The following is a 25,268-nucleotide window of genomic DNA, read 5'->3' on the forward strand; positions in this document are numbered from 1 at the left end:
GGGCTCGGGACAATAGAGAGAGAAGGCCATGGTATCAAGGGGAGGGGGCCGAGGGCCAGATCCGCCCTGCGGTGCCTCTCTTCAGGGTGTGGATTGCCGGAGCATCCTCTGGCGCTCAGTCACACCGGGCGGGCAGGTGGCGGAGTTGCAGGAAGAGGCTGTCGAGCAGGTAGTCGGCCTCCCGGGCCAGATCGATGCGCTCTGGGAAGTGCAGCCAGTTGAGGATGTAGCCATCCAGGGTGCAGTGCAGCAGGGTGGCCGCCCGGGTCAGATCCAGCGTGGCGGGCAGCTGACCGTGCTTCACCCCATTGGCGAGAGATCGTTCTATGTCCTGGGCGAAACGGCGTGACTCCTTGTGGATGTGCTCGCGCAGGGTGAAGGCTTCCCCTTCTATCTCTATGGTCTCCAGGCTGTACATGATGGTGAACATCTGGCGGTGACCCGGATCGCGGGTGATCTTGAGCAGCGCGTTGTGCAGGAAGAATCGCAGCCGGCCGAGGGGATCCGGTTCATCGGGATTGAGGCTGGCATCGAGCTGATGGGAGAGGGGCTCGCACAGCTCCTGCCACAGAGAGATAAACAGCTCTTCCTTGTTTTTGAAGTGCCAGTAGATGGCGCCCCGCGTGAGATCCGCCGCCTTGGCGATATCGGTCAGACTGGTCTTGGCCAGGCCCCGATGGCAAAACAGATCCAGCGCCGTGTTCATGATGTGGCAACGGGTCTGCTGAGCTTCTTCTTTTGTGCGTCTGGCCATCGTGGTTCGCTTAGTCCAAAAAGGGTGGTGATAATAACAAAAACCAATATACATACATTCGTGGATGTATGTATATTGCCCCATCTCAACCGATTTTACCAATGGGGGCCTAATGCCCCCTGAATGGTTGTTCGTAAGCAGACAGAGGATCAGGTGCTCCATGCATAAAAATAAAATTGCCCGTTCGGTCGGGCTGGCCTTGTTGGCAGCCGGATGGCTGGCGGGCTGTGGTGATAAAGAGGCCGCTCAGGCCCAGGCCCCGATGCCGCCCACCGCCGTCGAAGTGACCACGCTACACACTGGCCCCTTGCAGCTCACCACCGAGCTGACCGGTCGTACCGCCGCCCTGCGCATCGCGGAAGTACGTCCCCAGGTGAGCGGTATCGTGCTCAAGCGTCTCTTTACCGAAGGCTCTGACGTCAAGGCTGGCCAGCTGCTCTATCAGATTGACCCCGCCGTCTATCAGGCCAATGTGGCCTCGGCCGCAGCCAATCTGGCCAAGGCCCAGGCCAACGAGCGCAGCGCCCGTCTCAAGGCCCAGCGCTATGGCGAGCTGGTCAAGGTCAAGGCCATCAGCCGCCAGGAATTTGATGATGCCGATGCCGCCTGGAAGCAGCAACTTGCCGAGATAGGCGCCGCCAGGGCCGCGCTCCAAAGCGCCGAGATCAACCTCGACTACACCCGCATCACGGCCCCCATCAGCGGTCGTATCGGCCGCTCCGCCGTGACCGAAGGCGCCCTGGTCACCGCCCAGCAAGCCGCGGCCCTGACCACTATCCAGCAGCTCGATCCCATGTACGTGGACGTGAGCCAGTCCACCGCCGATCTGCTGCGTCTCAAGCGTCAGGTCGAGGCGGGCAAGCTGACCTCGGGTCAGGCCGATAATACCAAGGTAAGTTTCCTGCTTGAAGATGGCAGCGCCTACGGTGAATCCGGCGAGTTGCAGTTCTCCGATGTCAGCGTGGACGAGACCACCGGCATGGTGACTCTGAGGGTGATAGTGCCAAACCCGCAGCAGCTGCTGCTGCCCGGCATGTTCATGCGCGCCACCTTGAAAGAGGGTGAGCGTAGCCAGGGCCTGCTGGTGCCCCAGACCGCCGTGACTCGCACCCCCAATGGTGGCGCCACTGTCATGGTGGTCACCCCCGACAACAAGGTCGAGCTGCGAGATATTCACATCAGTCGCATCGTTGGCAGCAATTGGGTGGTGGAGTCCGGTCTCAAGGCCGGTGAGCGGGTCATCGTCGCCGGTCTGCAGAAGGTCAGACCAGGTGCCGAGGTGGCGCCCAGTGAGCAGTCCGTGCAGGCGCAAGTCGCCCCGGCTAACAAGTAGGATGGAGTAGTCGCCTCATGGCACGATTTTTTATAGATAGACCCATATTCGCCTGGGTGATCGCCTTGGTGATCATGCTGGCGGGGGGCCTGGCCATCTTGACCTTGCCGGTCTCCCAGTACCCCACCATAGCGCCGCCGGCCGTGGGGATCTCGGCCAGTTACCCGGGCGCTTCCGCCAAGACGGTGGAAGATTCGGTGACCCAGATCATCGAGCAGAACATGACGGGGCTGGATCACCTGCTCTACATGTCTTCCCAGAGTGATTCGGCTGGCAACGTGTCGGTCACCCTGACCTTCAAGCCGGGCACGGATCCCGATATCGCCCAGGTGCAGGTGCAAAACAAGCTGCAACAGGCCATGTCACTGCTGCCCCAAGAGGTGCAACAGCAAGGCATCCGGGTGCAGAAGACCTCCAGCAGCTTCCTGATGGTGGCGGGCTTCATCTCCAGCGATGGCAAGATGAGCAACGATGATCTCTCCGATTATGTGGTGAGCAACATCAAGGAGCCCCTGAGCCGGCTGGACGGGGTGGGGGACATTACCCTGTTCGGCAGTCAGTACTCGATGCGCGTCTGGCTGGATCCGCATCGTCTCAATCGGGTGCAACTGACCCCGGCCGACATTCAGGCAGCCATCCAGAGCCAGAACGCCCAGGTGGCCTTCGGTAAACTGGGGGGCACCCCCTCGGTGAACGATCAGCAATTTACCGCCACCATCATGGGCCAGACCCGGCTCTCGACCGTGGAGGAGTTCAACGACATCTTGCTGCGGGTCAATCAGGATGGCTCCAAGGTACGGCTCAAGGACGTGGCCCGGGTCGAGCTGGGCGGCGAGAACTATGACGCCGAGGCGCTCTACAACGGCCAACCCACCTCGGCCATCGCCATCAAGCTGGCCACCGGTGCCAACGCCCTGGATACCGCCGAGCATGTGAAGGCCAAGATAGACGAGCTCTCCCAGTACTTCCCGGCGAACATGAAGGTGGTCTATCCCTATGACACCACCCCCTTCGTGCAGATCTCCATCGAGGAGGTGGTGCAGACCCTGATTGAGGCCATCATCCTGGTGTTCTGCGTCATGTACCTCTTCTTGCAGAACTTCCGGGCCACCCTGATCCCGACCATCGCCGTGCCCGTGGTACTGCTGGGGACCTTCGGGGTCATGGCGGCGTTCGGCTTCTCCATCAACACCCTCACCATGTTCGGCATGGTGCTGGCCATCGGCCTGCTGGTCGATGACGCCATCGTGGTGGTGGAGAACGTGGAGCGCCTGATGAGCGAAGAGGGGCTATCGCCCCTGGAGGCGACCCGCAAGTCCATGGATCAGATCACCGGCGCCCTGGTAGGGATTGCCCTGGTGCTCTCCGCAGTGTTCGTGCCCATGGCCTTCTTTGGCGGCTCAACCGGCGCCATCTATCGCCAGTTCTCCCTGACCATCGTCTCGGCCATGGTGCTCTCCGTGCTGGTGGCCCTGATCCTGACCCCGGCCCTGTGCGCGACCCTGCTCAAGCCGATGAAGCATGGCGAACATGCCAGCCATCGCGGCCTGTTCGGCTGGTTCAACCGGGTGTTTGACGCCGGTGCCGATCGCTATCAGCGCGGTGTGGGCAAGGTCATCAAGCAAGGGGCGCGCTACAGCATCATCTATCTGGGGATGCTGGTGGTGCTGGCCGTGCTCTTCCTGCGCCTGCCGACCTCCTTCCTGCCCGAAGAGGATCAGGGGGTCATCATGTCCATGGTGCAGCTACCGGTCGGGGCGACCAAGCAGCGCACCGAGGCCGTGCTTGCCGAGATGCGTGACTACTTCCTCGAGACTGAGAAGGAGAATGTGGACTCCGTGCTGACGGTGGCGGGTTTCAGCTTCGCCGGTAGCGGCCAGAACAGCGGCATGGCGTTCATCAAGCTCAAAGACTGGAAAGAGCGTGACACCCCCGAGCGCAGCGCCAATGCCATCATAGGCCGCGCCATGGGCTATCTGTTCAGCATCAAGGAGGCTCAGGTCTTCGCCTTCAACCTGCCTCCCATCCCCGAACTCGGCACGGCCACCGGCTTCGACTTCTTCCTGCAAGACAGGGCGGGTCTGGGTCACGAGAAGTTGATGGCGGCGCGTAACCAGCTGCTCGGCATGGCGGCGCAGGATCCCAATCTGGTGCGGGTGCGCCCGAACGGGATGGAAGATACCCCCCAGCTCGACATCAAGATCGATTACGAGAAGGCCCTGGCTCAGGGGCTGACCGTGAGCGACATCAACAGCACGCTGTCGGCGGCCTGGGGCTCCTCCTATGTCAATGACTTCATGGATCGCAACCGGGTCAAGAAGGTCTACCTGCAGGCGGATGCGCCCTTCCGGATGAACCCGGAAGATCTCAAGCTGTGGTATGTGCGCAACAGCGAAGGGAAGATGGTGCCTTTCTCGGCCTTTGCCACCACCCAGTGGAGTTATGGTTCGCCTCGTCTGGAGCGTTACAACGGCGTCTCCGCCATGGAGATCGTCGGTGAGGCGGCCCCCGGCAAGAGTACGGGGGATGCCATGGCAGCCATCGAGCAGATGGTGAAACAACTGCCCGAGGGAATAGGTCTGGAGTGGACCGGACTCTCCTTCCAGGAGCGTCAGGCCGGCTCCCAGGCGCCAGCACTTTATGCCATCTCGCTGCTGGTGGTCTTCCTCTGTCTGGCAGCCCTGTACGAGAGCTGGAGCATCCCCTTCTCGGTCATGCTGGTGGTGCCGCTCGGGGTGCTGGGCGCCATTCTGGCGGCGACCATGCGCGGGCTGGAGAACGATGTCTACTTCCAGGTCGGCCTGCTCACCACCATAGGGCTGTCGGCCAAGAACGCCATCCTCATCGTCGAGTTCGCCAAGGAGCTCTATGACAAGGGGATGAGCTTGAGCGAGGCGGTGCTGGAGGCGGCGCGCCTGCGTCTGCGCCCAATCCTGATGACCTCGCTGGCCTTCATCCTGGGGGTCTTGCCGCTGGCCATCAGCACCGGGGCGGGGGCCAGCAGCCGCAACGCCATCGGCACCGGCGTCATGGGCGGCATGATCAGTGCCACTGTGCTTGCCATCTTCTTCGTGCCGCTCTTCTTCGTGCTGGTGATGCGTTACTTCACCAAGCAGAAAGATGCAGAGGCAGATGAGCAGATCAAAGCGAGCAAGCAGGCATAAGCCCATGGGACTCAGCCAGTGGCCGTCACCTTGAGTGAGGGCATGACAGACAGAAGAGGGAGGCCTGTGCCTCCCTCTTTCTATTGGCGCCATGCCAACCTGCTGCCTTACCCCAGCGTTGAGCATAGAAAAAGGGCCACTTCTTTCGAAGTGGCCCTTTCCAAACGTTTGGTGGAGCTGGGGGGATTTGAACCCCCGTCCAAAATTACTACATCCTCGGTACTACATGCTTAGTCACTCTTTACATTCGCCAACACGCTGCGGAGAGACACGCCACGTACTGACTAGCTCGATTGGTTTTAATGCTTCCGCCCCGAGCAGGACTTCCACACGATCCTGTGAAGGATGACCTTCCGATTCCCTAGGACACAGGCAAGCTAGGGTAGAAGGGCTCAGCGCAGGTTATTAAGCTGCGAGTGCGTAGTTTTCGTCGTTTGCGACTATTTTTTTGCGGTTTATTAACGAGGCCTACCGCACCTCGGCATGCACCTTGGGTTTCGTGAATCTTGTCGAATCCAGAATCAGCCCCAAGTTGTCCATTGGGATTGTACGCAAAAAACCAGCCATGGCAAGGCGTTGGCGGACAATGAACTGAATTGACGTTGTGTTTGCTGATTTAATGGTCGTTATTGCTAATCAGGGCTGGGGGGAGTTGAATCCCGACCAAGACGGCGGGCCATACAAAGCAACACGCCGGACCCATGGGCCCGGCGTGACGGTGCGCTTGATTCTTGGCTTATTGCCTTGAGATCAGCCCAAGCGCTTGTTTTTCATGATGCGCGACTTCTCGCGATCCCACTCACGAGCCTTGGTGTCTTCGCGCTTGTCGTGCTCTTTCTTGCCTTTCACCAGGCCGATTTCCACCTTGACCCAGCACTCTTTCCAGTAGAGTGCCAAGGGCACTATGGTGTAACCCTGGCGAGCGGTCAGGCTCTCGAGCCGATCGATCTCGCGGCGGCTGAGCAGCAGCTTGCGGGTGCGAGTCGGATCGCATACCACATGGCTGGAGGCGGCATTGAGCGGCAGGAAGCTTGCGCCAAACAAGAAGGCCTCTCCCTGCAAGAAGATGACATAGGCTTCGCTGATGTTGGCCTTGCCTGCCCGCAGGGATTTGACTTCCCACCCTTGCAGCGCCAGACCGGCTTCTACTTTTTCTTCGATGAAGTATTCGTGGCGCGCGGCTCTATTGAGGGCAATAGTGCTGGACCCGGCTTTGTTTTTACTGTTGTTTTTGCTCATGACGGGCGCCTTCGGCGATGACTTGGAAGCCGCATTATACGTGGGTGGCGGCGGCTGTAAAACGCGCAACCGCTCGAATGATGACTTTATGAGCAGTTCCGGGGTGATTTTGGCTGGCAAGGTGATTTATAGGGGGAGGAGGGCGGCGCTAAAACGCACAATTGCTCGAGTGGCGGTTTTATGAGCAGTTTCGGCGGTGATTTTCGGCGATATGGTGATAAAATCCCGGGGATTGGATGAGGAAACCCCATGCCCCGTATTACCCGTAGTGCCCTGGTGATGTTCAGTGCCGAGCAGATGTTCCGGCTGGTCAATGATGTGGATGCGTATCCCGAATTTCTGCCGGGTTGTGTCGGCAGCCGCGTGCATGAGAGTGGCGAGGACTTTATGACCGCCTCCGTGGATGTGGCCAAGGCGGGTATCGCCAAGACCTTCACCACCCGCAACCAACTCGATGCCAATCGCCAGATCAAGATGGAGCTGGTCGATGGTCCATTTCGCAAGCTGGCGGGCTGGTGGACCTTCACCCCGCTGGACGTGGATGCCTGCAAGGTGGAGTTCGATCTCGATTTTGAATTTACCTCCAAGCTGATTGAGCTGGCATTCGGACAGATCTTCCGCGATCTGGTGGGCTCCATGGTGCTGGCGTTCTCCCAGCGCGCCAAGGTGGTGTACGGTGTCTGAGCCGCTGAATGTGACGCTGCGCTACCTCCTGTCGGGCTATGGGGCTTGTGCTCACACCGGGCTGCCGGTGCTCTCTCACCGCGACAGGGAGTCTCAAGATGCCTGATGCGCTGAACATTGAAGTGGTCTACGCCCTGCCGGACAGGCAGACGGTGCTGGCGCTGCGGGTAGGGGCCGGTACAAGCGTGCAGGCCGCCATCGAGCATTCGGGTATCCTGGCCAAGCACCCGGAGATAGACCTGGCGGTCAACAAGCTGGGCATCTATAGCCGCCTGGCCAAGGGCTCGGATCTGCTGCAGGACGGCGATCGCATCGAGATCTACCGACCGCTCACCGCCGATCCCAAAGAGATGCGCAAGAAGCGGGCCGAAAAGGCCAAAGAGGAGGGGCGAGCCGATGTGGTGACGGGGGGCCGCCCCGATGTGCACCGCAAGCAGGACGATGGTGAATCAAGCTGATCTGGGTGAATCAACCTGCATGTTAAAGGCGCCTCGGCGCCTTTTTTGACGGCCATTTTACCGCGAACAGGCGGGATGGATGCACATTCGCGCGGGATTCATATTATCTGCAACCGCTCGTTTTCCACCGTCTCACACCCCGTCTCCTGGCTGGCGAGGGTTATCATGGCGTGGGCTACCTGACTTGCCTCGATGGCGCGCCAGCGTCTGAAGCGTCCTCGCAGCAGCGGCTTGATCAGCGGATAGAGGCCCTGAATGATTTGTTCGGACTTGCGGGGCGGCTGGCGATCGCCGAGCAGCATGGCGGGGCGGACGATGGCGAGCCGCTGCCACTCCTGTGCCAGCAAGGCCTGTTCCACCTCGCCCTTGGTGCGGGGATAGAGGGCAGGAGAGCGGGGATTGGCCCCCAGGCTCGAGACGACGATCAGCCTCTGGCAACCATGGCGGCGGGCGAGGGCGGCGAAGGCCAGCACATAGTCATGGTCGACCCGGCGAAACGCCGCATCGGAGCCAGCCTCCTTGCGGGTGGTGCCGAGACAGCAGAAGGCAATGTCGATGGAGGTGGGCAGCGCGACCTCATCCAGTCCCTCGAAGTCTACCGGCAGCCAGTGCCGACCGGGCAGGGCCTCCCCGGCCTTACGGCACAGCAGGGTCAGTGAATGGCCGGGGTCGAGTTGGCGCAGCAGTTCCCGTCCGATCAAACCGGTCGCGCCGGCTATCAGGATGTGGTTCAGGATGACCTCCTCAGGGTATTGAAAGTGAGCCCTTGCCAATCACTGCGCGGGTCGGCGGCTCCTGTTTTTCCTTCCAGGCAGATAAAACAAAACCGGCCTTGGCCGGTTTTGGTGGATATCAGAGCGGGGTGGTGAAGGCCGCAGGTAACGGGAAGTCACCGCTCGCCGTGGCCAGCCGGTCGCCGACAAACTTGACGGTCAGCTCCTTGCGCTCCTTGTCACCTCGGCCCGGTTGGAACTCATACAGGTAATACCAGGTGTCGGGATCGAAGCTGTCGCGCATCATGGGGGAGCCCAGCACGAACTCGACCTGCTCGCGGCTCATGCCTTGGCGCAGTTTGTCGACCTGCTTTTGTTCTACATAGTTGCCCTGAGGAATATCGATGCGATAAACCAGGCTGCAACCAGAGAGAGTGAGAGCGGTCAGTGCCGCGGCAATCAGGTGTTTCATCCGCATAACGAGTTCAGATCATCCATTCAAGTCTTTTTAAGCTCGGCAAATCATACCCACTCCCTTGGCGGAAGTAAAAAGCCATTGATCCATCAGCCAATAAAAAGGGTCGGCAGGCGACCCTTTCTGCCAGTTGATGTGTTGCATGGGGGCGACAGAGGGAGAGGCGACTCTGCGTGGCACGCCTGTCGTGGGTTGGCACAGCCGCAGATCTCTTTGAAGGGGGCTAATTTCTACCTCGCGTTCTGGACCTGGATGCAGGGTGGCAGACCGGGGCGTGACAGGATTGACAACCCCATGTTTCCAGATTGCAATGGAAAACGTTTTTCAAGTAATTCATTAAGTTAGCAAACGTTTTGCGTCAAAAATGTCACTGTCAATGCAAGAAAGTGTGAGTTGCTTCAAGGAATTGGAAAGCGCTTTCGACCATAGTTGGCGCCTCCCCAGTGAGGGGAGTGAAGGATGTGAAAGTCCCATTAAAGAATCATCTTAACGTGCGCCCTGACCATGTCGGCCGGGAGCAACCAGGAGTCCGCTATGTCTGATGTTTTCCACTTAGGGTTGAAGAAGGCCGATCTGCAAGGTGCCACCCTGGCGATTGTTCCTGGCGATCCCGAGCGCGTGAAGCGTATCGCTGAGCTGCTGGATAATCCTGTGTTCCTGGCAAGTCACCGTGAATTCACCACCTGGCGTGGCGAGATGGGCGGTACTGCCGTGATCATCTGCTCTACCGGTATCGGCGGCCCGTCCACCTCCATCGCGGTGGAAGAGCTGGCCCAGCTGGGTATCACTACCTTCCTGCGCATCGGCACCACAGGCGCCATCCAGCCGCACCTGAACGTGGGCGACGTGATAGTGACTACAGGTTCCGTGCGCCTTGACGGTGCCAGCCTGCACTTCGCACCCATGGAGTTCCCGGCCGTGGCCGACTTCGACTGCACCACTGCACTGGTCAACACTGCCAAAGAGATGGGCTCCAAGCTGCATGTGGGGGTGACCGCCTCTTCCGACACCTTCTACCCGGGTCAGGAGCGTTACGACACCGTATCCGGCCGCGTAGTGAGCCGTTTCCAGGGTTCCATGAAAGAGTGGCAAGCCATGGGCGTGCTGAACTATGAGATGGAATCTGCAACGCTGCTGACCATGTGCGCCAGCCAGGGGCTGCGTGCCGGCATGGTTGCTGGCGTCATCGTCAACCGCACTCAGCAAGAGATCCCGAGTGCTGCCACCATGGCAAAAACCGAATCTGATGCCATCAAGATCGTGCTGGGCGCTGCCCGCAAGCTGATCTGATAGCACCTCTTGTTATCAAGAGGACCGAGTGGGGGTGGGGGCCGTTGCGAAAGCACGGCCCCTATCTTTTTATGGGAATTGATAGCCGAGCGCCTTGATGGAATATCGCGGCTTTGGCGAGAACAGGTTTAGAAAGGGCAGTCGCAGACCGCGTTTATGCGCTCACCGCTGAGAGGGTGATTGAAGCTGAGGCGATGGGCATGGAGCATCAGGCGCCCGGCAAGGGCATGTGCCGTGCCGCCGTAGAGATCGCAGCCCAGCATGGGATAACCCAGTTGCTGACTGTGAATGCGCAGCTGATGGGTGCGACCCGACTCCGGGTGCAAGGCAACCCGACTGATGGGGATCATGGCCCGCTCGCCATGGGGCCAATACTCTCGCGCCAGCACCCGATAGCGGGAGCGGGCCGGTTTCCCTTCCTGGGCGCAGATCTTCATCAAGGGAAACTGGGCCGGATCCTTGGCAATGGGAAAGTCCATCACCCCTTCATCCTCGACCAGATGACCCTGGAGCAGCGCCAGATAACCCTTCTCGACGGTGCGTTCACTGAACTGGCGGCAGAGTGCGGCATTGACGACCTTGTTGAGTGCAACCAGCATGAGCCCCGATGTCCCAAAATCGAGGCGATGAACCAGGGTGCAGCCGGGAAAATCCTGCACCAGTCGATAGTGAACCGAGTCGAGGTTTTGCGCATTCTTGCCGGAGAGACTGAGCAAGCCGGAGGGTTTGTCGATCAGTAGCAACGCCTGGTCCCGATAGAGGATGCGGATCTCTCCCTGACAGGGCGGGGCGATGAAGTCGTCAATGATGGCGGGGTTGGGCATAGGCTGGCGGGGCGGCTTGGTTCGAAAGGGATGGGCGGGCATGATACACCCAGGTTTCCGGCTTGGCACGGCTTGTGGTCGGGAGCCTGATAACAGGGATGCGTCTGATCCTGACCCAGAGGAGGGCTGCGACGAATGCTGCCATGGATTCTGTGACTGGAGCGCGGGATCCTGCGACCCTGAGTTGCTAAGGTAGGAAAGGAGTGGGCCCGGGTTGAGCCTATGGGGCTGACATTGGATTGAGGAGGGCAGTGATGGACAAGGTGCCAATGATATTACTGCTCTGCCTGCCGCTCGCCGGTTGCAGCAGCCCGTTTGAGCGATTGTGGGCCGGGGTGGCCGAGTGTCACCTCGATAGCCTCTATCTCGATGCCAATACCCTCAAACCGGGTAATGCCGAACTCGCTCATTTTACGCCCTACAAGGTGGCCAATGGCTTTGCCTGGTATCGCACGCGGGAGACCCTGGGGGAGGTGCCCATCAGCGGCTTTCTGATCCCGACCTCGACCTTTGAGGTGCATGCCCTCTTCATCGATGCGCCCATCGCCAATGCCCGCCACCTCATGGTGGCGCGCTATGGCAATGATTTTTCTGACGAGGCCAGACACAATGCTGGCGAGGCGCCTCTCTTGCTGCGCGACCCCAATAATCCCAAGCAATCCATTCTCGATTGCACGCGGGATGAGAGTGGGGAAACGACGCCGGATGAGCCTTTGACTGAGTAGGACCAGGATGAGCGGCGCTCTTTAGCCAGGGAGGCTACACCGCAGGGAGGTGTCGCGGTTCAGGGATAGCCCAGGATCTGCTTTATCTCGTCAATGTGGGCCGCGACCCAGACGGGATTGATGGGACCCCAGTCACTGATCCGGTAATGGCCCTGCTGATGACGGGCCCCCGGGGTTTGCTCGAACTCGCACAGCAGATCCAGTTCGGCCAGGGCGCAGAGGGTGTCCTGGGCGGTGCGTCTGGGCATGCCAGTGGCGGCCATGATGGCCACCACTGTGTCTGTGCCGGTCGCTATCAGATGAGCAAGATAGAGACGACGATAGAAGCTGGTGCGGGTCTTGCTGGCACCTGTGGCTCCCTCTTTACTCATATCTCATCCTCTACGCGCTCGAAGTAGCGCCACAGCGCGAGGGCGGATTTACCGATAGCCAAGGCCCAGATCCCGAACCAGAACCAGCGGAAGAAGCTCCAGCTGGAGGCGTTGGCGTCGGTGGTGGTCTTGATCTTGGTGACGTTCGGGAACATGGAGAACATGTTCACCCGCCAGCCGTAAGAGGTGATGATGGCCAGCTTCTTCTCGAACTCCATGGATTTGGCCTTGGCCTGAACATCGGCGGCATCAAACTTGAAGTAGAAGGGGAAGCCCCAGCCGGTATCTTCATTGCGAAACACCCGGATCTTCTCGCCGGGGCGCTCGGTATAGATGTAATACACATCCGTGGTCGGGCCATCAGCCGGGTTGTTTTTGCTGATGGGGCCATCCTTGTCGGTGCGCTTCACCTCGACCCCCGTGATGGTGGCGATGGTGTGCTCAGGCAAGTAGTAATCGAGCCAGGTGGCGGACAGCAGGGCGATGAGCCCCAGGATGATGAAGGCGGGCTTCCTGAACTTCAGATTCATAATGCTCTCATAAGCGGGGCGTTGGCGTGCCTCTACCATACCGATATTTGCCGGTCAGGCACAGCCCCCAATGAAGCCAATATGTAAAAAGGCCGTTTTAAACAATGACGAAAGGGGGCCTGGATCGGGCGAGAGGCCCGCAGGCGGGGCCTCAGTCTGGGCATGGAAAGCGGGTATCACAACTGGAACTGGGCCAGATGCTTGCGCTGCTGTTCGGCGAGCTGTGACAGCTCGTGACTGGCGGCTGCGCTCTGGCTGATACCGGCGGCACTCTGGTGCACTATCTCGTAGATGTTGGTGATGTTGCGGTTGATGTCTGCGGTGACGCAGGACTGCTCTTCGGCGGCGGTGGCCACCTGGGCATTGGCGCCGTTGATCTGGGTGACCGCCTCTGTGATGCCCCCCAGCAGACCGTGCACTTCGGCGGAGAGGCGCTGATTGTGCTCAAGGATGGTGAGGGTCTCCTGAACGCCGTTGTTGGCGGACTGGGACTGGCTCTGCAACTGCTCGATGATCCCCTGGATCTCCTTGGTGGAGTCCTGGGTGCGGGCCGCCAGCAGGCGCACCTCGTCGGCGACCACCGCGAAGCCGCGACCGGTTTCCCCGGCGCGGGCGGCCTCGATGGCGGCGTTGAGCGCCAGCAGGTTGGTCTGCTCCGAGATGCTCTGAATCACCTCAGTCACCTTGCCTATCTGCTCGGACTGGGACTTGAGCCGCGCCACCACGCTGGCGGCGCTCTCCAGACTGCCTGCCATGCGGCTGTTGGCCTGGATGCTTTTGGCAAACAGGGCCAGCCCCTGTTCGACCCGGCGGTGGGCGTCCCGTGCCAGCTCGTCGGCCAGGGCGGCATTGTGGTTGACGTTGTCGGCGGTGCTGGCCAGTTCGGTGACGGCGGAGGCGACCTGTTCGGTCTCGCTGCGCTGCTGCTGGGCGTTGGCCTCGGACTGGGTCATGACGGCGGCCAGCTCGGTGGCGGCGGAGGCCACGTTGCCGCTGATGCCGGTCAGGGCATGGATAGTGCTGCCCAGCTGGCTCAGGGTCTGGTTGATATCCTTGGCCAGCTGGCCCAGTTCATTATTGCCCTCGGATCTGGCGCGCACGTTGAAGCGCCCCTGAGCGACGGCGTGCATCACCTCCTGCAACTGGCCGATGGGCTGGACGATGCGGCCGGAGAGCCACCAACCACCGCAGAGCGCTGCGAGTAGCGTGGCTGCCATCATCAGCAGGGTTTGCAGCAAGGTGGCGCGATAGTGGGCCTGCTCCAGGGCGATCTCCTGCTGAGTCAGCTGGTTGATGTGGGCCGACAGGGTGTCTATCTGCCTGATCAGCTGCTCCCCCAGCTCGCGAAAGCGCAGCCGGGCCTGCTCATCGGCGGCGGGATCGCCGCCCCCCTGGAATCGCTGGGACAGCAGCGGCAGCATGGTGCTGCGGGTGTGGGCCAAGTAGTCTTGCAGGGCGGCGGCCACCTGGCGGTTGTCCTGCTCGGTGCCGGGGATGACCAGTCGGGACAATATGGTCCCTAGCTCCTGCTCGGCGGCAGTGAGGATGGCGGGCAGCTCGGCGAAGCGGGCCTGATCGTAGAGGCCGTAGATGGCGTTGGTGCGTAGCCGGTAGCTGGTGTGGATCAGGGCGGCGATGTCATCCTTGTGGCGGGTGACGCTGGTGGTCGTTTCGTTCATGTTCATGATGGCGCCGTCTATCGCCTGTTTGCTGACTACGGCCATCAGGATCATCAAGAGGCTGGCAAACAGGAGGGGGATGAGTACTTGCAGACGGATAGACAGGTTATTCAATGACATGAAAGTTCCTAACCCTAAAGAGGTGTGAGGCGGCATCTTACACAGGCGCGACAACGCTTGTCACAAGGTTTTTAATGCTGAAATCTTGCTGAAGGAAATGATTTTCTTGTGTTAAAAGAGTGTGATAGGCAAGATCCTTTGCTTATTACCATGGAGGTGTAGTGTGTCTGACTGGTTCGATCCGGCCATCTTGGCCCTGTTTATTCCCACGTTTTTCTTCGTTTCCGTGACCCCCGGCATGTGCATGACCCTGGCGATGACCCTTGGCATGAGCCTGGGGGTACGCCGTACCCTGCACATGATGTGGGGTGAGCTGATTGGGGTCGGCCTGGTCTCGGTGTTGTCTGTGGTCGGGGTGGCGGCAGTGATGCTCAATTATCCGAGTCTCTTCTCCGCGTTCAAATACGTGGGGGGAGCCTATCTGATCTGGCTCGGCATCCAGATGTGGCAAGCCAAGGGCAAGATGGCCATCCCGGCCGATCTCTCCACCGTGCAGGAGACACGCCCGCTCACCCTGGCGATGCAGGGTTTCGTCACTGCCATTGCCAATCCCAAGGGGTGGGCCTTCATGGTCTCCCTGCTGCCTCCCTTCATCAATGCCGCCAAGCCAATGACACCGCAGATAGGTGCCCTGGTGGCGCTGATCCTGGTTATCGAGTTCTCCTGCCTGATGCTCTATGCGAGTGGCGGTCGCACCCTGCGTCACTTCCTCGCCAAGAGTGGCAACGTGGCGCTGATGAACCGCATCGCGGGCACCCTGATGATTGGGGTCGGGCTCTGGTTGGCCCTGGGCTGAGTCACTCATTTGCCAGCTAGCAAAATGCCCCCCTCTTTGGGAAAGAGGGGGGCATTTTTATGGGCGCTCACGGCTCAGGGAGTACGGCGCTTGAGGCGATTGACCCAGGGATTGGCGCTGATGCCGTGCAGTATCACGCTGAGCAATATGGTGCAGAGCACCGTCTTGATGATGGGGTCCTGGCCGAGCAGGGCGGGCTTGTTCTGCAGTACCATGACGGCAAAGACGATGCTGGCCAGACCGCGGGGGCCGAACCAGCCGACAAACAGCTTGAGCTCGAGTGTGAGGCCGGTGCCCAGCAAGCAGATCCACACTGGCAGCATGCGCAGCAAGGTGAGGCTGGCCAGGGCATAGAGCCAGTATTTCCATTCGAGCAGGCTGCCCATGATGGGCAGCATGGTGGCGCCAAATACCATCCAGATCACCACGGAGAGCAAGTCACCATACCCCTCGCAGCTGTCGAGATACTCGTGCTTGTGTTCGCCAAACCGGTAGCCTATCAGCAGACCGGCGACGAAGGCGGCGATAAAGCCGCTGCCTCCCAGGGTCTGGGCCAGGGCGAAACTGAGCAGGGCCAGACCCGGCAGGGTAAGCTGGCGCCAGAGCGGCAACTGCCAGCCATTGAGGTAGGAGAGCTTGAGCAGCCAGAGGGTAAAATGGCTGAGCCCCAGCGCGACGGCTACGCCTATGCCAATCTCCTCGAGCATCAGGCTGAGCGCCAGGGCGCCGGTACCCTGGTGCTGCTCGGTCGGGGCGATCAACGCCAATAGCAGCAGGATCACCGGTACGCAGATGCCATCATTGAGTCCGCTCTCCTGATTGAGCCCCTCCCGTATCGGGGCGGGCACGGCAGGATTGCTGACCACGGCCTGGCCGAGGGCGGCATCGGTCGGGGTCAGTATGGTGGCGAGGATGGCAAGTTCGAGCAGGGGAAGGTCGGGAAAGAGCCAACGGCCGAACAGGGCGCCGCCGACCAGGGTCAGGGGCAGGCCAATCAGCAGCAAGCGGATCGGCAGGCGACGGTTGGCTTTCAGCACCTGCCAATCGGTATTGGCGGCATCGCTGAACAGCACTATCACCAGGGTCAGTTCGGCCAGCAGCTTGATCCCCTCGTTGTCTATCTCCAGGGTGAACAGCTTGAGACCGCCGGGGCCAAGCAGGGCCCCCGCCAGCAGGAACAGCAAGGGGCCATTGATGAGTTTGGATTCGAAGCGGCCAGCTATCAGGCTGTAGACCAGCAAGAAAGCGGCGATGATGGTCAGATTCTGGTAGATGAGGCTCGCCTCCATGGGGTCAGTCGGTCAGTCGGTCAGGCAGTCTGGGTCGAACACGAACTCGCCGTCCAGCCAGCGCACTATCTCATCGACGCAGGCTTGATCTCGGAACGGCAGATAGCGGGCCCGTAGCCGGGTGATCTGTTCCGGGTCGAGCTGGGCCAGGCCTATGTCTTGAAACAGTGGCAAGTCGGCCTGGATCATGGCCGAGATCTGCGGGCCACAGGTGGCATTGAGGGAGGCGTGCAGCGCCTTGTCCGGATCATACTGCTTGCCGAGCCGATAGCTCATCGGCAGCGTCGCCAGCGGCAAGGCCGAGAGTGCCGCCTGCTTCATGGGGTTGACGCCGTGGCCGGAGGTGAGCTCCAGCAGGTCGGCTGGCCTGTTCTCGAAGGCGCGCAGATACAGGTAGCTGCTCGCCTTGCTGCCATCATTGACCGGGTAGTTATCCCACAGGAAAGGCTTGCGACCGAGCAGCTCGCTGACCTGCTTGAGGTGCGAGGCTGGGTATTCGCTTGAGCACACTTTCTGGCCTGTCCAGAAGATATCGAAACGCTGATCCAGCCCCTTGCCTATCTCTTCGAGATAGTTGGCCGGCATGGCGCCAAACACCTTCTCCAGCACGGGATCGGTCGAGTAGTAGCTGGGGCAGAACAGCAGGCGACGGGACTGGCTGTGGGCGGCGATGTCATGGGCAATCTTGATCTGCAAGGGGGCGAGCTCAGGGCTGTCACCCACCATGTCGTCAAACAGTACCGCCAGTATGTCCGGGGCCAGCACGTCGTCGATGACCCTGAGCTTCTCGAGCAGGGCTGGACGTTGACGCTCGTAGTCGTGATGGGCACCCATGGGACTTAAGCCCACACCAAAGGCCAGACCGTTGGCGCGACACTGCTCGGCAAACTGGCGCAGGGCGTTGAGGTGCGCCTCTGGCCAGGGCAGTGCCCAGTGCTTGCGCAGATAACCGTCATCCTTGGGGGCATACAGATAAAAACCATAGCCGTGGCGAGGTAGCCACTGGGCGTAGTGGGCGCGAGCGGCCCAGCTCCAGCCTTTGCCAAAGAAGCCCTCGATGAGACCGAGGTGGGGGTTAGGCGCGCCAGCGCCCGACATCAGGCTGTGCTCAGACATAGTGTTGCTCCATCAGGTGGCCGTCAGACCGGGTCTTCATCGAGGAAGCGCACGCCTATCTTGCGGGCCTCATCCCCATCCATTTCTGCTACGGTCCAGATCATGCCTTGCCATGGGTATTGGTCACCCACCACCAGATTATCGCCCAATCGGCCGGCAAGGAAGAGGCCAAGGCTCTGATTGGGATCCTCCAGTTCGGCGAGATCCAGCCCGTAGATAGGGGCCAGATCCACCAAGCGGGCCGACGCCTCCAGCAGGAAGTCACCGAAGAAGCGCGGTCCCAGATCCTGCTCCGGGGCCTGGCTGAACAGCTGACCCAGGGCGGTCAAGTCATGTTCATGGCCAATGACGCAGAGAACATCGTCGGCCTGCAGCCGGGTACTGCCCGAGGGGTGGAGCAGGTCCTGGCCGCGAAACAGGGCGCAGACCCGGGTACCGGTTGGCATCTTGAGGTCGCGCAGGGGCGAACCTATGCACCACTTATCCGAGCCGAGTCGGTAGACGAAGGTCTCCCACTGGCTGTCGACATCAATCTCCAGGCCGGAGCGATTGATGGGGGAGGGGGGCACCGGCACCTCTACCCGCGCCAGGCGCGAGGCCAGTGGCAGCGAGCTGCCCTGCAAGATGAGGGAGACCAGAACCACGAAGAAGGCGACATTGAAGTAGAGCTGGGCATTGGGCAAACCCGCCATCATGGGGAACACCGCCAAGATGATGGGCACGGCGCCACGCAGTCCCACCCAGGAGATGAACCAGCGCTCCCGGGGGGCAAAGTTCTTGAACGGCAGCAGGCCAATCCAGACCGAGAGCGGGCGGGCAAACAGTATCATCCACATGGCCAGTGCCAGGCCCGGCAGGGCGATGGGCATCAGGTTGCTCGGGGTGGCGAGCAGGCCCAGCACCAGGAACATGCCTATCTGGCTGAGCCAGGTCAGGCCGTCCAGCACGGAGAGCGTGGTGCTGCGGCTGCGGATCACCCGGTTGCCGAGCAACAGGCCGGTGAGATAGATGGCGAGAATGCCACTGCCCCCCACCGCCGTGGTGATGGCAAAGATCAGCAGGCCGCCGCTGACGGTCAGCAGCGGGTAGAGTCCGGGTGCCAGCTTGGCGCTGTTGATAAGCTTCCACAGCAGCCAGCCAGCCCCCAGGCCAATGCCGGCGCCCAGGCCAAACTGTTGCAGCAGCTTGAACAGGAAGGACCAATCCAGTCCCTGCTGGCCGGTGGCCAGGATCTCGATCAGGGTGATGGTGAGAAACACCGCCATGGGATCGTTGCTGCCCGACTCTATCTCCAGGGTGGCGCCGACCCGCTCGTTGAGACTGCGCCCGCCAAGCAGAGAGAAAACGGCCGCCGCATCGGTGGAGCCGACGATGGCGCCGATCAGCATCCCCTGCAGCAAGCTGAGATCAAACAGCCAGGCGGCCATCAAGCCGGTCAGGCCTGTGGTGATGGCGACCCCGAATGTTGCAAGGGAGAGGGCGGGCCAGAGGGCAACCCGGAATGAAGAGACTCGGGTGCGCATGCCGCCGTCGAGTAAAATAATGGCGAGTGCCAGGTTGCCGACCAGGTAGGCGACCGAGTAGTCGGCAAAATGAATGCCCCCCGGGCCATCTTCCCCAGCCAGCATGCCGACCGCGAGGAATATTACCAGGATGGGGATGCCGAGCCGGGATGAGAGTGCGCTCAATAGGACACTGGCACCCACCAACAGGGCACCAATAAGAAAGAAACTGTTGATGCTGACTGCATCCAATGGCGTACTCCTTCTGTCAAAATGCAAATCAGGCACATTATATGCATTTAGCCCCCGCTTGTGTGGGCTATTTGTGCATTATTTTGCAATTTAGAGACATGTTGGCCATCTCTGGCTGGTGATGTCGCCCATTGAGGTCGGAGTCCTATGAGAACAGGCGGCAGGAGAGGGCGGAGTGCGCGAGGCTGTGCAGTGATAGGGGGGGAATCACCATGAAAAAGGACCCGGAGAGGGTCCCTTTTGGTCAGTAATCGTCGTCATCATCCTTGACGTCGCGGATCTTGTCCTTGTACTTGGGGAGCTGCTTCTCAAGTTGCTTCATGTCCTTGATGGCATTAAGAAACAGGCCAAGCAGAAAGAGTAGCGGCAAGCCTATTAACAGCCAAAGACTCATGGGGTACTCCTTTTAATGTCATGGCCGCCGTCATGGGGAACGACGTAACGGGCCAGGATCTCGTCGAGATGGGTCAGGATAGTCTGCTTGCCTTCAATATCCGCCTGTTGCAGGCAAAGCGCCAGTGCCTTGGCATCGAGCCGCTGCCCCCAGGCCTCTGGCGCGAAGCTGAGATGCCAGGGTTCGAAGGCGACCGCGCTGGGGATCTGCTGCGCATCCCCCTTGCCGTAGGGCAAAAAGAAACCGAAATCCCCCATGTGCTCGACTAGCCAGTCTGACAACCCGGCGAACCAGCCCCCCGCCTGATACTCCCAGGGCTCAAGTGCCAAGCGTCCCCCCTCTGGCAGGCAATCCGGATCATAGATATCGAGATCCGTGCCCCAGTGGTGGCGGCTGGTGCCGGGCAGGGCGCTCCAGCGCAAGATGGCATGGAGTCGCTCGACCTCATCGAGTTGCAGGGCATTCAGGGGTTGGCCATCGGCATCTTGCAGTGGCCGCTCACCGCGCCACTTGCCGTTCCAGATGGCGAGCTGGCGTTCGAAGCCGCGCCAGCTGGAGGCCGGTTGCAGGTTGTGGCCTGCGGCGGCGGCGGCCACTTGCATCTCCTCGAAGGCTGTTGCGGCGGCGGCGGTGAGCCGGTGAGGCCCCGCCCCCAGCAAGACGAGGTGTCCCTCATCCTGGCCAAGCAGCTGATCCTGAGTCATTGCGGCTTCTCCTCCTGCAGGCTGGCTCATGCCAGCAGACGCTCCAGCACACCCTGATACATGTCGGCCAGCAGATCGAGATCCTCGGCCTTCACGCACTCGTTCACCTTGTGGATGGTGGCGTTGACCGGGCCCAGCTCGATCACCTCGGCCCCGGTGGGGGCGATGAAGCGGCCATCTGAGGTGCCGCCGGTGGTGAGCAGGGCAGGGCGCTGGCCATTGACGCGCTCTATGGCCACGACGGCCGCTTCCAGCAAGGCACCGGTGCCGGTCAGGAAGGGCTGGCCGGAGAGGGTCCACTTCAATTCATAGTCAAGACCATGACTGTCGAGCAGGGCCTCGACCCGCTGGCGTATATCAAGGTCGGTGAGCTCGGTGCTGAAGCGGAAGTTGAACTGGACGTGCAATTCGCCGGGGATGACGTTGGAGGCGCCGGTACCGGCCTGGATGTTGGCAATCTGGAAGCTGGTGGGGGGGAAGAAGTCATTGCCCTGATCCCAGACGGTGCTGGCCAGCTCATCCAGGGCGGGGGCCGCCTTGTGGATGGGGTTGTCCGCCAGATGGGGGTAGGCCACATGTCCTTGCACCCCGCGCACCAGCAGGTCGCCGGTGATGGAGCCGCGGCGACCGTTCTTCACCACATCGCCCACCTCCTTGGCGGAGGAGGGTTCGCCGACGATGCACCAGCGGATCTTCTCGTTGCGCGCCTCAAGGGCTTCGATGACGCGCACCGTACCGTTGATGAAGGGGCCCTCTTCATCGGAGGTGATGAGGAAGGCGATGGAGCCCTGGTGATCCGGGTGGGCGGCGACGAAGCGCTCGGTGGCGACCACCATGGCGGCCAGGGAGCCCTTCATGTCGGCGGCGCCGCGACCATAGAGGATGCCATCGATGATGGTCGGCTCGAAGGGGGGGGTGTGCCACTTGTCCAGGGGCCCGGCCGGCACCACATCGGTGTGGCCGGCGAAGCAGAACAGTGGCCCTTCGCTGCCGCGGCGGGCCCAGAGGTTGGTGGTGTCTTCAAACACCATGGGTTCGATGACGAAGCCGAGCCGGGCGAGGCGCTCCGCCATCAGGGTCTGGCACCCTTCATCCAGGGGGGTCACTGAGGGGCGGCGGATCAGATCCTTGGCCAGTGTGATGACAGTCGACATCGGCGTTCCTTACACGAAAAGGTTAACGAGAGAAGAGGGATTGGTAGTGGTCGGCCTTGAAACCCAGGTGCAGCTCGCCGTCTTTGTCCAGCAGCGGGCGCTTGATCATGGCGGGCTGGGCCAGCAGCAGGGCACGGGCGCGGGCCAAGTCGAGCCCCTGTCTGTCTGTCTCCGGCAGGGCGCGGAACGTGGTGCCGCGGGTGTTGAGCAGGGCTTCCCAGCCGAGCTGGTCTAGCCAGGCGTCCAGCCGGGCAGGCTCCAGGCCATCGGCCCTGTGGTCGTGAAAGCGATAATCGACACCTGCCTCATCCAGCCACTTGCGGGCCTTCTTGATGGTGTCGCAGTTTTTGATGCCATAGAGGGTGGTGGCCATGGGGAGTCCTTCTCTGGGGGCGTGGCCCCGAAATCAATGAGAGGCCGATTCTGGCATTGTGGCCCGCCCAAGGCAACGACCTGGGGCACCCTTGTGCTGGAACCGGGTGCTGGCCATCGATGAGAGGCCGATGCTGGCAGGGTATACACACCAGGTTCAAGGCAACCAGCCAGGCCGCCTTGTGTGCTGGAACAGGGGGGCTGTCATGCAAGGAGAGACCGGATGCTGGCAGGGTAGCCACACCTGGTTCATGGCTACCAGCCAGGCCGCCGTGCGTGCTGGAACAGAGGGTCTGTCATGCAAGGAGAGGCCGGATGCTGGCAGGGCCGCGAGGCCTGGGTCTCAAGATTTCGGCCTAGATGGCGTCGAGTTGGGCGGCCCAGCGCAGCAATACCCCTTCAAACCAGTTGAGCAGTGCGTGGTTGTCGTCCCGCCGATGGCGGATCAGGCTGATCTCGAAGCGCGGCAGCGGGAAGCTGAGCGCGCATTCGGCCAGATCGAGCAGTGCCATCATGGGCTGCAGTATGCGGGCGGGCGCGGTCAGCAGCAGCGGGCTCTGGGCCAGGATGAAGGGGGCGGACAGAAAACTCTGCACCACCAGCGGGATCTCGCGCTGCAGGCCGTGGGCCGCCAGCAGCTCATCGACAATACCGTGTGGCTCGCCTCGGGGGCAAACCAGCAGATGCTGGGCCCTGGCGAAGTCGGCGATGCTGAGCCTTTGGCCCAGCAGGGGATGGTGGCGGTGGGCGCAGCTCTGCAACCTATCCTCGAACAGGGGCTGGCGCCGAAAGCGACCGGGCAGATCATCCTGTTTGCTGATCACCAGATCGACCGCGCCCTGGTCGAGTTGATGCTCGAACGCCTGGGTCAGGGGGATCATCTGTACCCGCAGGCGAGGGGCGAGCCGTTGCAGCTCGGTGAGCAGGCTGGGCAGGATCACGTATTCGGCATAGGTGTGGGCCCCGATGCGCAGTATCCCCTCGAAACAGCTGGGATCCAGCTCGGGTGACGGGCTCAGGGTCTGCTCTATGCCGGCGAGGATCTCGCGCAGGGGCAGCAAGAGTGCCTCGGCCCGCACTGTGGCTTCCATCCCTTGGGGGGTGCGGATCAGCAAGGGATCATCATAGAGCAGCCGCAAGCGGGAGAGGGCCCGGCTGACGGCGGGTTGACTCATGGCGAGGCGATCGGCCGCCTTGGTGGTGCTGCGCTCCTCGAGCAGGGCCTTGAGCACCACCAGCAGGTTGAGGTCTATGCCCCGTAAATTCACTCTATGCATAACGGGATACTAACAAATCATTTCCTTAATAGGTGCAGTCACCCTAATCTGCTTGCCGTCGACGTGCGGCATGCCGGTCAGTTGCCTCTGTCATCTGGCGAGGTAGTGCCGAACAGTTGCCCCTTTTTGCGTGGTGCCTAGGGTGGCGATTCGACAAACCTGAACTCTTTTACTCTGCCAGGCAGCGTGTTGCTTGCTTGTATGCCCGCCGTCATGGCGGGTTTTTTTATGGGAGCCAGGCGCATCTTCAAGCCGACAAATAAAACGCGCCTCGGGGTGCTCATTAATTTAATTATAATATATTGAAATAAAAGGAATTGTTTCTATCAGTGTCCACAGGTTGACCACATTGAGAAATCCAGAGAAAGCCCCAGTAATGACTGGGGCTTTTGTTTGCATCTACAACTTAGAGCAGGAGGGTGCCAGCCACTTTGGTGATAGTGACGAGCGTGGGATTACCTTCAGGGATTGGGGGTTACCAAATTGACCGAGGTGATGCCGTTATCCCATATGATCTGGTGGAGAGAGGATTGGATGATGCTTGTGATGGTTCTAGGCGTTAAGAGAGCCCAACAGATACCACCTTTATTTCTGACAGAGCGATAAGTCACACCAAGTTCGCGGGCGCTCCGTAGATTTGCACCTAAAACTTGCGCATCGCTGTAGTTGGTCGGGTGATAGTATTCGTGCTCGCTTGGCAAACCGGTTAAATCTGCGAATACAGAACCACCAAGCTCAGTTGTCAGACACCTATACTCAAAGCGTTCGAACTTGAGCTCTGGCACGTTGCGCCAGTAGCGATTGCAGTGATGGACTATCTCTGCAATCGCAGTGTCTTTGCTGTCCCCGATGTAGTAAACCCCGTAGTCACCATTCGAGAATCTACTCCCATCCGGATTTACGTGGGTGAAGGCGGCCATTGCGTAGTGCGCTCCAGGGATCCCAAGTACCCACTCGTCACGCGGAAGCAAACGGAGATTGCCCACCTCAGCCGATAAACGCGGATTTGTCATTTCTTGTATTTCGAACAAAATGTCGAATTCTTCAGGGCTGGCCACATCCGCAAACACGGAAATCGGTGGGTGTTTCGTATGAATAAGGCGGTAGCCTTTAATGGGGACAACCGCCGTTCTTGGGAGCCCAAGATGGATCATCCAGCTACGCCCCCGCGCAGCACATCAACGCGTTTCGCTACCTCGTGGAGGTTGCCAAACTCACCGCTCTCGATGACAGATAGTGGCGAGACGCCATTGAAGAACGCATTATCGTTCTTCATTGTCATGAAACCATAGATATTATCCGGGTTAGTGAACACGATGCGTAAAGCTGAGTGCATGTTCAGCAGATAGCTGATCCGGGTCAGCTGGTCATGGCTTAAGGATGCAGTCTTGGTCTCTTCGTTGCGGTACTTGTAGAAAGCCGCTCTGGAAAGTTGCAGGATGTTCTGTTGTTGCTCAGCAGAGCACTTCCATTTGTCCAGGATTTTCATTGCGGCTCTGACCGCGATCAGAGCTCGGTTACCGCCTGCATTTGCAGCGGGGTTCAGATGCTTCGACATGTGATTCTCCTTGGCACCGTTGGTGATTTACTAAGTCTCAGAGTAAATCACTTACCAACATTTGTCTATGCAGAGACAAAAAGGGTCTGTAGTACGCAGTATAAGACACCTTCATCGTGATTCACTCGATTGCGGGGAAGCTGACCACCTTGCCAGTTCCTTTCGCAGTCAATTCAGATCCTGAAAACGATCACCCGTGCATTTCTGGATCCTTGCCAATCTTCCCCCTAAATACATGATTAAACATTAATTTCTCACATAACCAAGAGGTCACACCTGATCCGCCCCCGCGATAGCGATCCTCACGAAATCCTAATGCTTATCCATATAACTCATACACTTACCTTTTATCTTGCCGGGATCTGGCGTGATCGTCCCAGCGACAATCGTTCATAAAATGAAATTCTGTGAAATTCCTGATCCCCCCTAAAGCCCCAGCCATGGCGCGGGCTGGGCTATCGTTTTGCACCAAATCATTTGTGCAAAAAACGCCAC

Annotated in this window: 25 protein-coding genes and 1 other RNA gene; 7 read left to right on the top strand and 19 right to left on the bottom strand. The window is 60.2% G+C overall.

Translation table 11 applies throughout. From position 1 onward, the window contains the following. Positions 1-115: 115 nt before the first annotated feature. Positions 116-754 (bottom strand): TetR family transcriptional regulator, encoded by a 639-nt coding sequence (locus BN1130_RS18750; RefSeq protein ID WP_042043903.1) that lies wholly within the window; start codon positions 752-754, stop codon positions 116-118. Between the two features lie 160 nt (positions 755-914). Here BN1130_RS18750 and BN1130_RS18755 point away from each other — a divergent pair, with 160 nt between their 5' ends. Beyond that, the gene (locus tag BN1130_RS18755; protein WP_042043904.1) at positions 915-2,087 is read left to right on the top strand and encodes an efflux RND transporter periplasmic adaptor subunit; all 1,173 of its coding nucleotides are present in this window, start codon (positions 915-917) and stop codon (positions 2,085-2,087) included. 17 nt (positions 2,088-2,104) lie between these two features. Continuing rightward, positions 2,105-5,251 (top strand): efflux RND transporter permease subunit, encoded by a 3,147-nt coding sequence (locus BN1130_RS18760; protein ID WP_042043907.1) that lies wholly within the window; start codon positions 2,105-2,107, stop codon positions 5,249-5,251. Between the two features lie 169 nt (positions 5,252-5,420). Here the strand turns inward: BN1130_RS18760 and ssrA are convergent. Together ssrA and smpB are read right to left on the bottom strand one after the other, a co-directional pair. Next, positions 5,421-5,780, bottom strand: a transfer-messenger RNA (tmRNA) gene (gene ssrA / locus BN1130_RS21875). 221 nt (positions 5,781-6,001) lie between these two features. Then, complete coding sequence (gene smpB, locus BN1130_RS18765; protein WP_042043909.1) at positions 6,002-6,490, bottom strand: SsrA-binding protein SmpB; 489 nt, start codon at positions 6,488-6,490, stop codon at positions 6,002-6,004. A gap of 249 nt (positions 6,491-6,739) precedes the next feature. On the opposite strand from smpB, the gene BN1130_RS18770 reads away from it, so the two are divergent. Both BN1130_RS18770 and BN1130_RS18775 read left to right on the top strand, forming a co-directional pair. Beyond that, positions 6,740-7,174 carry an SRPBCC family protein gene (locus tag BN1130_RS18770; RefSeq protein ID WP_042043911.1) on the top strand — a complete coding sequence of 145 codons (435 nt, stop codon included), beginning with the start codon at positions 6,740-6,742 and terminating at the stop codon, positions 7,172-7,174. Between the two features lie 98 nt (positions 7,175-7,272). After that, the gene (locus BN1130_RS18775; RefSeq protein WP_042043913.1) at positions 7,273-7,632 is read left to right on the top strand and encodes an RnfH family protein; all 360 of its coding nucleotides are present in this window, start codon (positions 7,273-7,275) and stop codon (positions 7,630-7,632) included. Between the two features lie 98 nt (positions 7,633-7,730). On the opposite strand, the gene BN1130_RS18780 is transcribed toward BN1130_RS18775, so the two are convergent. Further along, positions 7,731-8,366 carry an NAD(P)H-binding protein gene (locus BN1130_RS18780; RefSeq protein ID WP_042043932.1) on the bottom strand — a complete coding sequence of 212 codons (636 nt, stop codon included), beginning with the start codon at positions 8,364-8,366 and terminating at the stop codon, positions 7,731-7,733. Positions 8,367-8,484: 118 nt separating this feature from the next. Next, on the bottom strand, positions 8,485-8,823 hold the full coding sequence (locus tag BN1130_RS18785; RefSeq protein ID WP_042043914.1) for an outer membrane protein assembly factor BamE: 339 nt from the start codon (positions 8,821-8,823) through the stop codon (positions 8,485-8,487). A gap of 531 nt (positions 8,824-9,354) precedes the next feature. Here BN1130_RS18785 and udp point away from each other — a divergent pair. Continuing rightward, positions 9,355-10,110 (top strand): uridine phosphorylase, encoded by a 756-nt coding sequence (gene udp, locus BN1130_RS18790; protein ID WP_042043915.1) that lies wholly within the window; start codon positions 9,355-9,357, stop codon positions 10,108-10,110. A 128-nt stretch (positions 10,111-10,238) separates the two neighbouring features. Here the strand turns inward: udp and BN1130_RS18795 are convergent, their stop codons facing one another. Continuing rightward, positions 10,239-10,976, bottom strand: coding sequence for an RluA family pseudouridine synthase (locus tag BN1130_RS18795; protein ID WP_042043917.1), 738 nt, complete (start codon positions 10,974-10,976; stop codon positions 10,239-10,241). Between the two features lie 212 nt (positions 10,977-11,188). On the opposite strand from BN1130_RS18795, the gene BN1130_RS18800 reads away from it, so the two are divergent. After that, positions 11,189-11,659, top strand: coding sequence for a hypothetical protein (locus BN1130_RS18800; RefSeq protein WP_042043918.1), 471 nt, complete (start codon positions 11,189-11,191; stop codon positions 11,657-11,659). A gap of 59 nt (positions 11,660-11,718) precedes the next feature. Here BN1130_RS18800 and BN1130_RS18805 read toward each other — a convergent pair whose 3' ends face one another. From BN1130_RS18805 to BN1130_RS18815, 3 genes are all read right to left on the bottom strand, one after another. Beyond that, the gene (locus BN1130_RS18805) at positions 11,719-12,030 is read right to left on the bottom strand and encodes a winged helix-turn-helix domain-containing protein (protein ID WP_042043919.1); all 312 of its coding nucleotides are present in this window, start codon (positions 12,028-12,030) and stop codon (positions 11,719-11,721) included. Continuing rightward, a complete protein-coding gene (locus BN1130_RS18810; RefSeq protein WP_042043920.1) occupies positions 12,027-12,560 on the bottom strand; it encodes a DUF1523 family protein in 534 nt (177 codons plus the stop codon). The genes BN1130_RS18805 and BN1130_RS18810 overlap by 4 nt, the downstream gene beginning before the upstream one ends. Before the next feature lie 176 nt (positions 12,561-12,736). Continuing rightward, positions 12,737-14,359: a methyl-accepting chemotaxis protein gene (locus BN1130_RS18815; RefSeq protein ID WP_042043921.1), complete on the bottom strand. Its 1,623-nt coding sequence runs from the start codon at positions 14,357-14,359 to the stop codon at positions 12,737-12,739. 163 nt (positions 14,360-14,522) lie between these two features. Here BN1130_RS18815 and BN1130_RS18820 point away from each other — a divergent pair, with 163 nt between their 5' ends. Beyond that, a complete protein-coding gene (locus tag BN1130_RS18820; protein WP_042043922.1) occupies positions 14,523-15,155 on the top strand; it encodes a LysE family translocator in 633 nt (210 codons plus the stop codon). Positions 15,156-15,229: 74 nt separating this feature from the next. On the opposite strand, the gene BN1130_RS18825 is transcribed toward BN1130_RS18820, so the two are convergent. From BN1130_RS18825 to BN1130_RS18865, 10 genes are all read right to left on the bottom strand, one after another. Beyond that, on the bottom strand, positions 15,230-16,444 hold the full coding sequence (locus BN1130_RS18825; protein ID WP_042043923.1) for a cation:proton antiporter: 1,215 nt from the start codon (positions 16,442-16,444) through the stop codon (positions 15,230-15,232). A 12-nt stretch (positions 16,445-16,456) separates the two neighbouring features. Next, complete coding sequence (locus BN1130_RS18830) at positions 16,457-17,560, bottom strand: beta-N-acetylglucosaminidase domain-containing protein (RefSeq protein ID WP_042043924.1); 1,104 nt, start codon at positions 17,558-17,560, stop codon at positions 16,457-16,459. 23 nt (positions 17,561-17,583) lie between these two features. Then, positions 17,584-19,314 (bottom strand): potassium/proton antiporter, encoded by a 1,731-nt coding sequence (locus BN1130_RS18835; RefSeq protein WP_042043925.1) that lies wholly within the window; start codon positions 19,312-19,314, stop codon positions 17,584-17,586. Between the two features lie 244 nt (positions 19,315-19,558). Then, positions 19,559-19,708, bottom strand: a complete 150-nt coding sequence (locus tag BN1130_RS22435) for a hypothetical protein (RefSeq protein ID WP_157014099.1) — start codon at positions 19,706-19,708, stop codon at positions 19,559-19,561. After that, positions 19,705-20,412, bottom strand: a complete 708-nt coding sequence (locus tag BN1130_RS18840) for a M15 family metallopeptidase (protein WP_042043926.1) — start codon at positions 20,410-20,412, stop codon at positions 19,705-19,707. The genes BN1130_RS22435 and BN1130_RS18840 overlap by 4 nt, the downstream gene beginning before the upstream one ends. 26 nt (positions 20,413-20,438) lie before the next feature. Continuing rightward, positions 20,439-21,566 (bottom strand): succinyl-diaminopimelate desuccinylase, encoded by a 1,128-nt coding sequence (dapE, locus tag BN1130_RS18845; protein ID WP_042043927.1) that lies wholly within the window; start codon positions 21,564-21,566, stop codon positions 20,439-20,441. 22 nt (positions 21,567-21,588) lie between these two features. Beyond that, positions 21,589-21,939 carry an ArsC family reductase gene (locus BN1130_RS18850; RefSeq protein ID WP_042043928.1) on the bottom strand — a complete coding sequence of 117 codons (351 nt, stop codon included), beginning with the start codon at positions 21,937-21,939 and terminating at the stop codon, positions 21,589-21,591. Positions 21,940-22,294: 355 nt separating this feature from the next. Continuing rightward, positions 22,295-23,206, bottom strand: coding sequence for a LysR family transcriptional regulator (locus tag BN1130_RS18855; RefSeq protein WP_042043929.1), 912 nt, complete (start codon positions 23,204-23,206; stop codon positions 22,295-22,297). A 470-nt stretch (positions 23,207-23,676) separates the two neighbouring features. Continuing rightward, the gene (locus tag BN1130_RS18860; protein WP_042043930.1) at positions 23,677-24,369 is read right to left on the bottom strand and encodes an RES family NAD+ phosphorylase; all 693 of its coding nucleotides are present in this window, start codon (positions 24,367-24,369) and stop codon (positions 23,677-23,679) included. Further along, complete coding sequence (locus tag BN1130_RS18865; protein WP_042043931.1) at positions 24,366-24,773, bottom strand: antitoxin Xre-like helix-turn-helix domain-containing protein; 408 nt, start codon at positions 24,771-24,773, stop codon at positions 24,366-24,368. The genes BN1130_RS18860 and BN1130_RS18865 overlap by 4 nt, the downstream gene beginning before the upstream one ends. Positions 24,774-25,268 lie beyond the last annotated feature (495 nt).

This window comes from Aeromonas rivuli (assembly GCF_000820045.1).
Classification (GTDB): Bacteria; Pseudomonadota; Gammaproteobacteria; order Enterobacterales; family Aeromonadaceae; genus Aeromonas; species Aeromonas rivuli.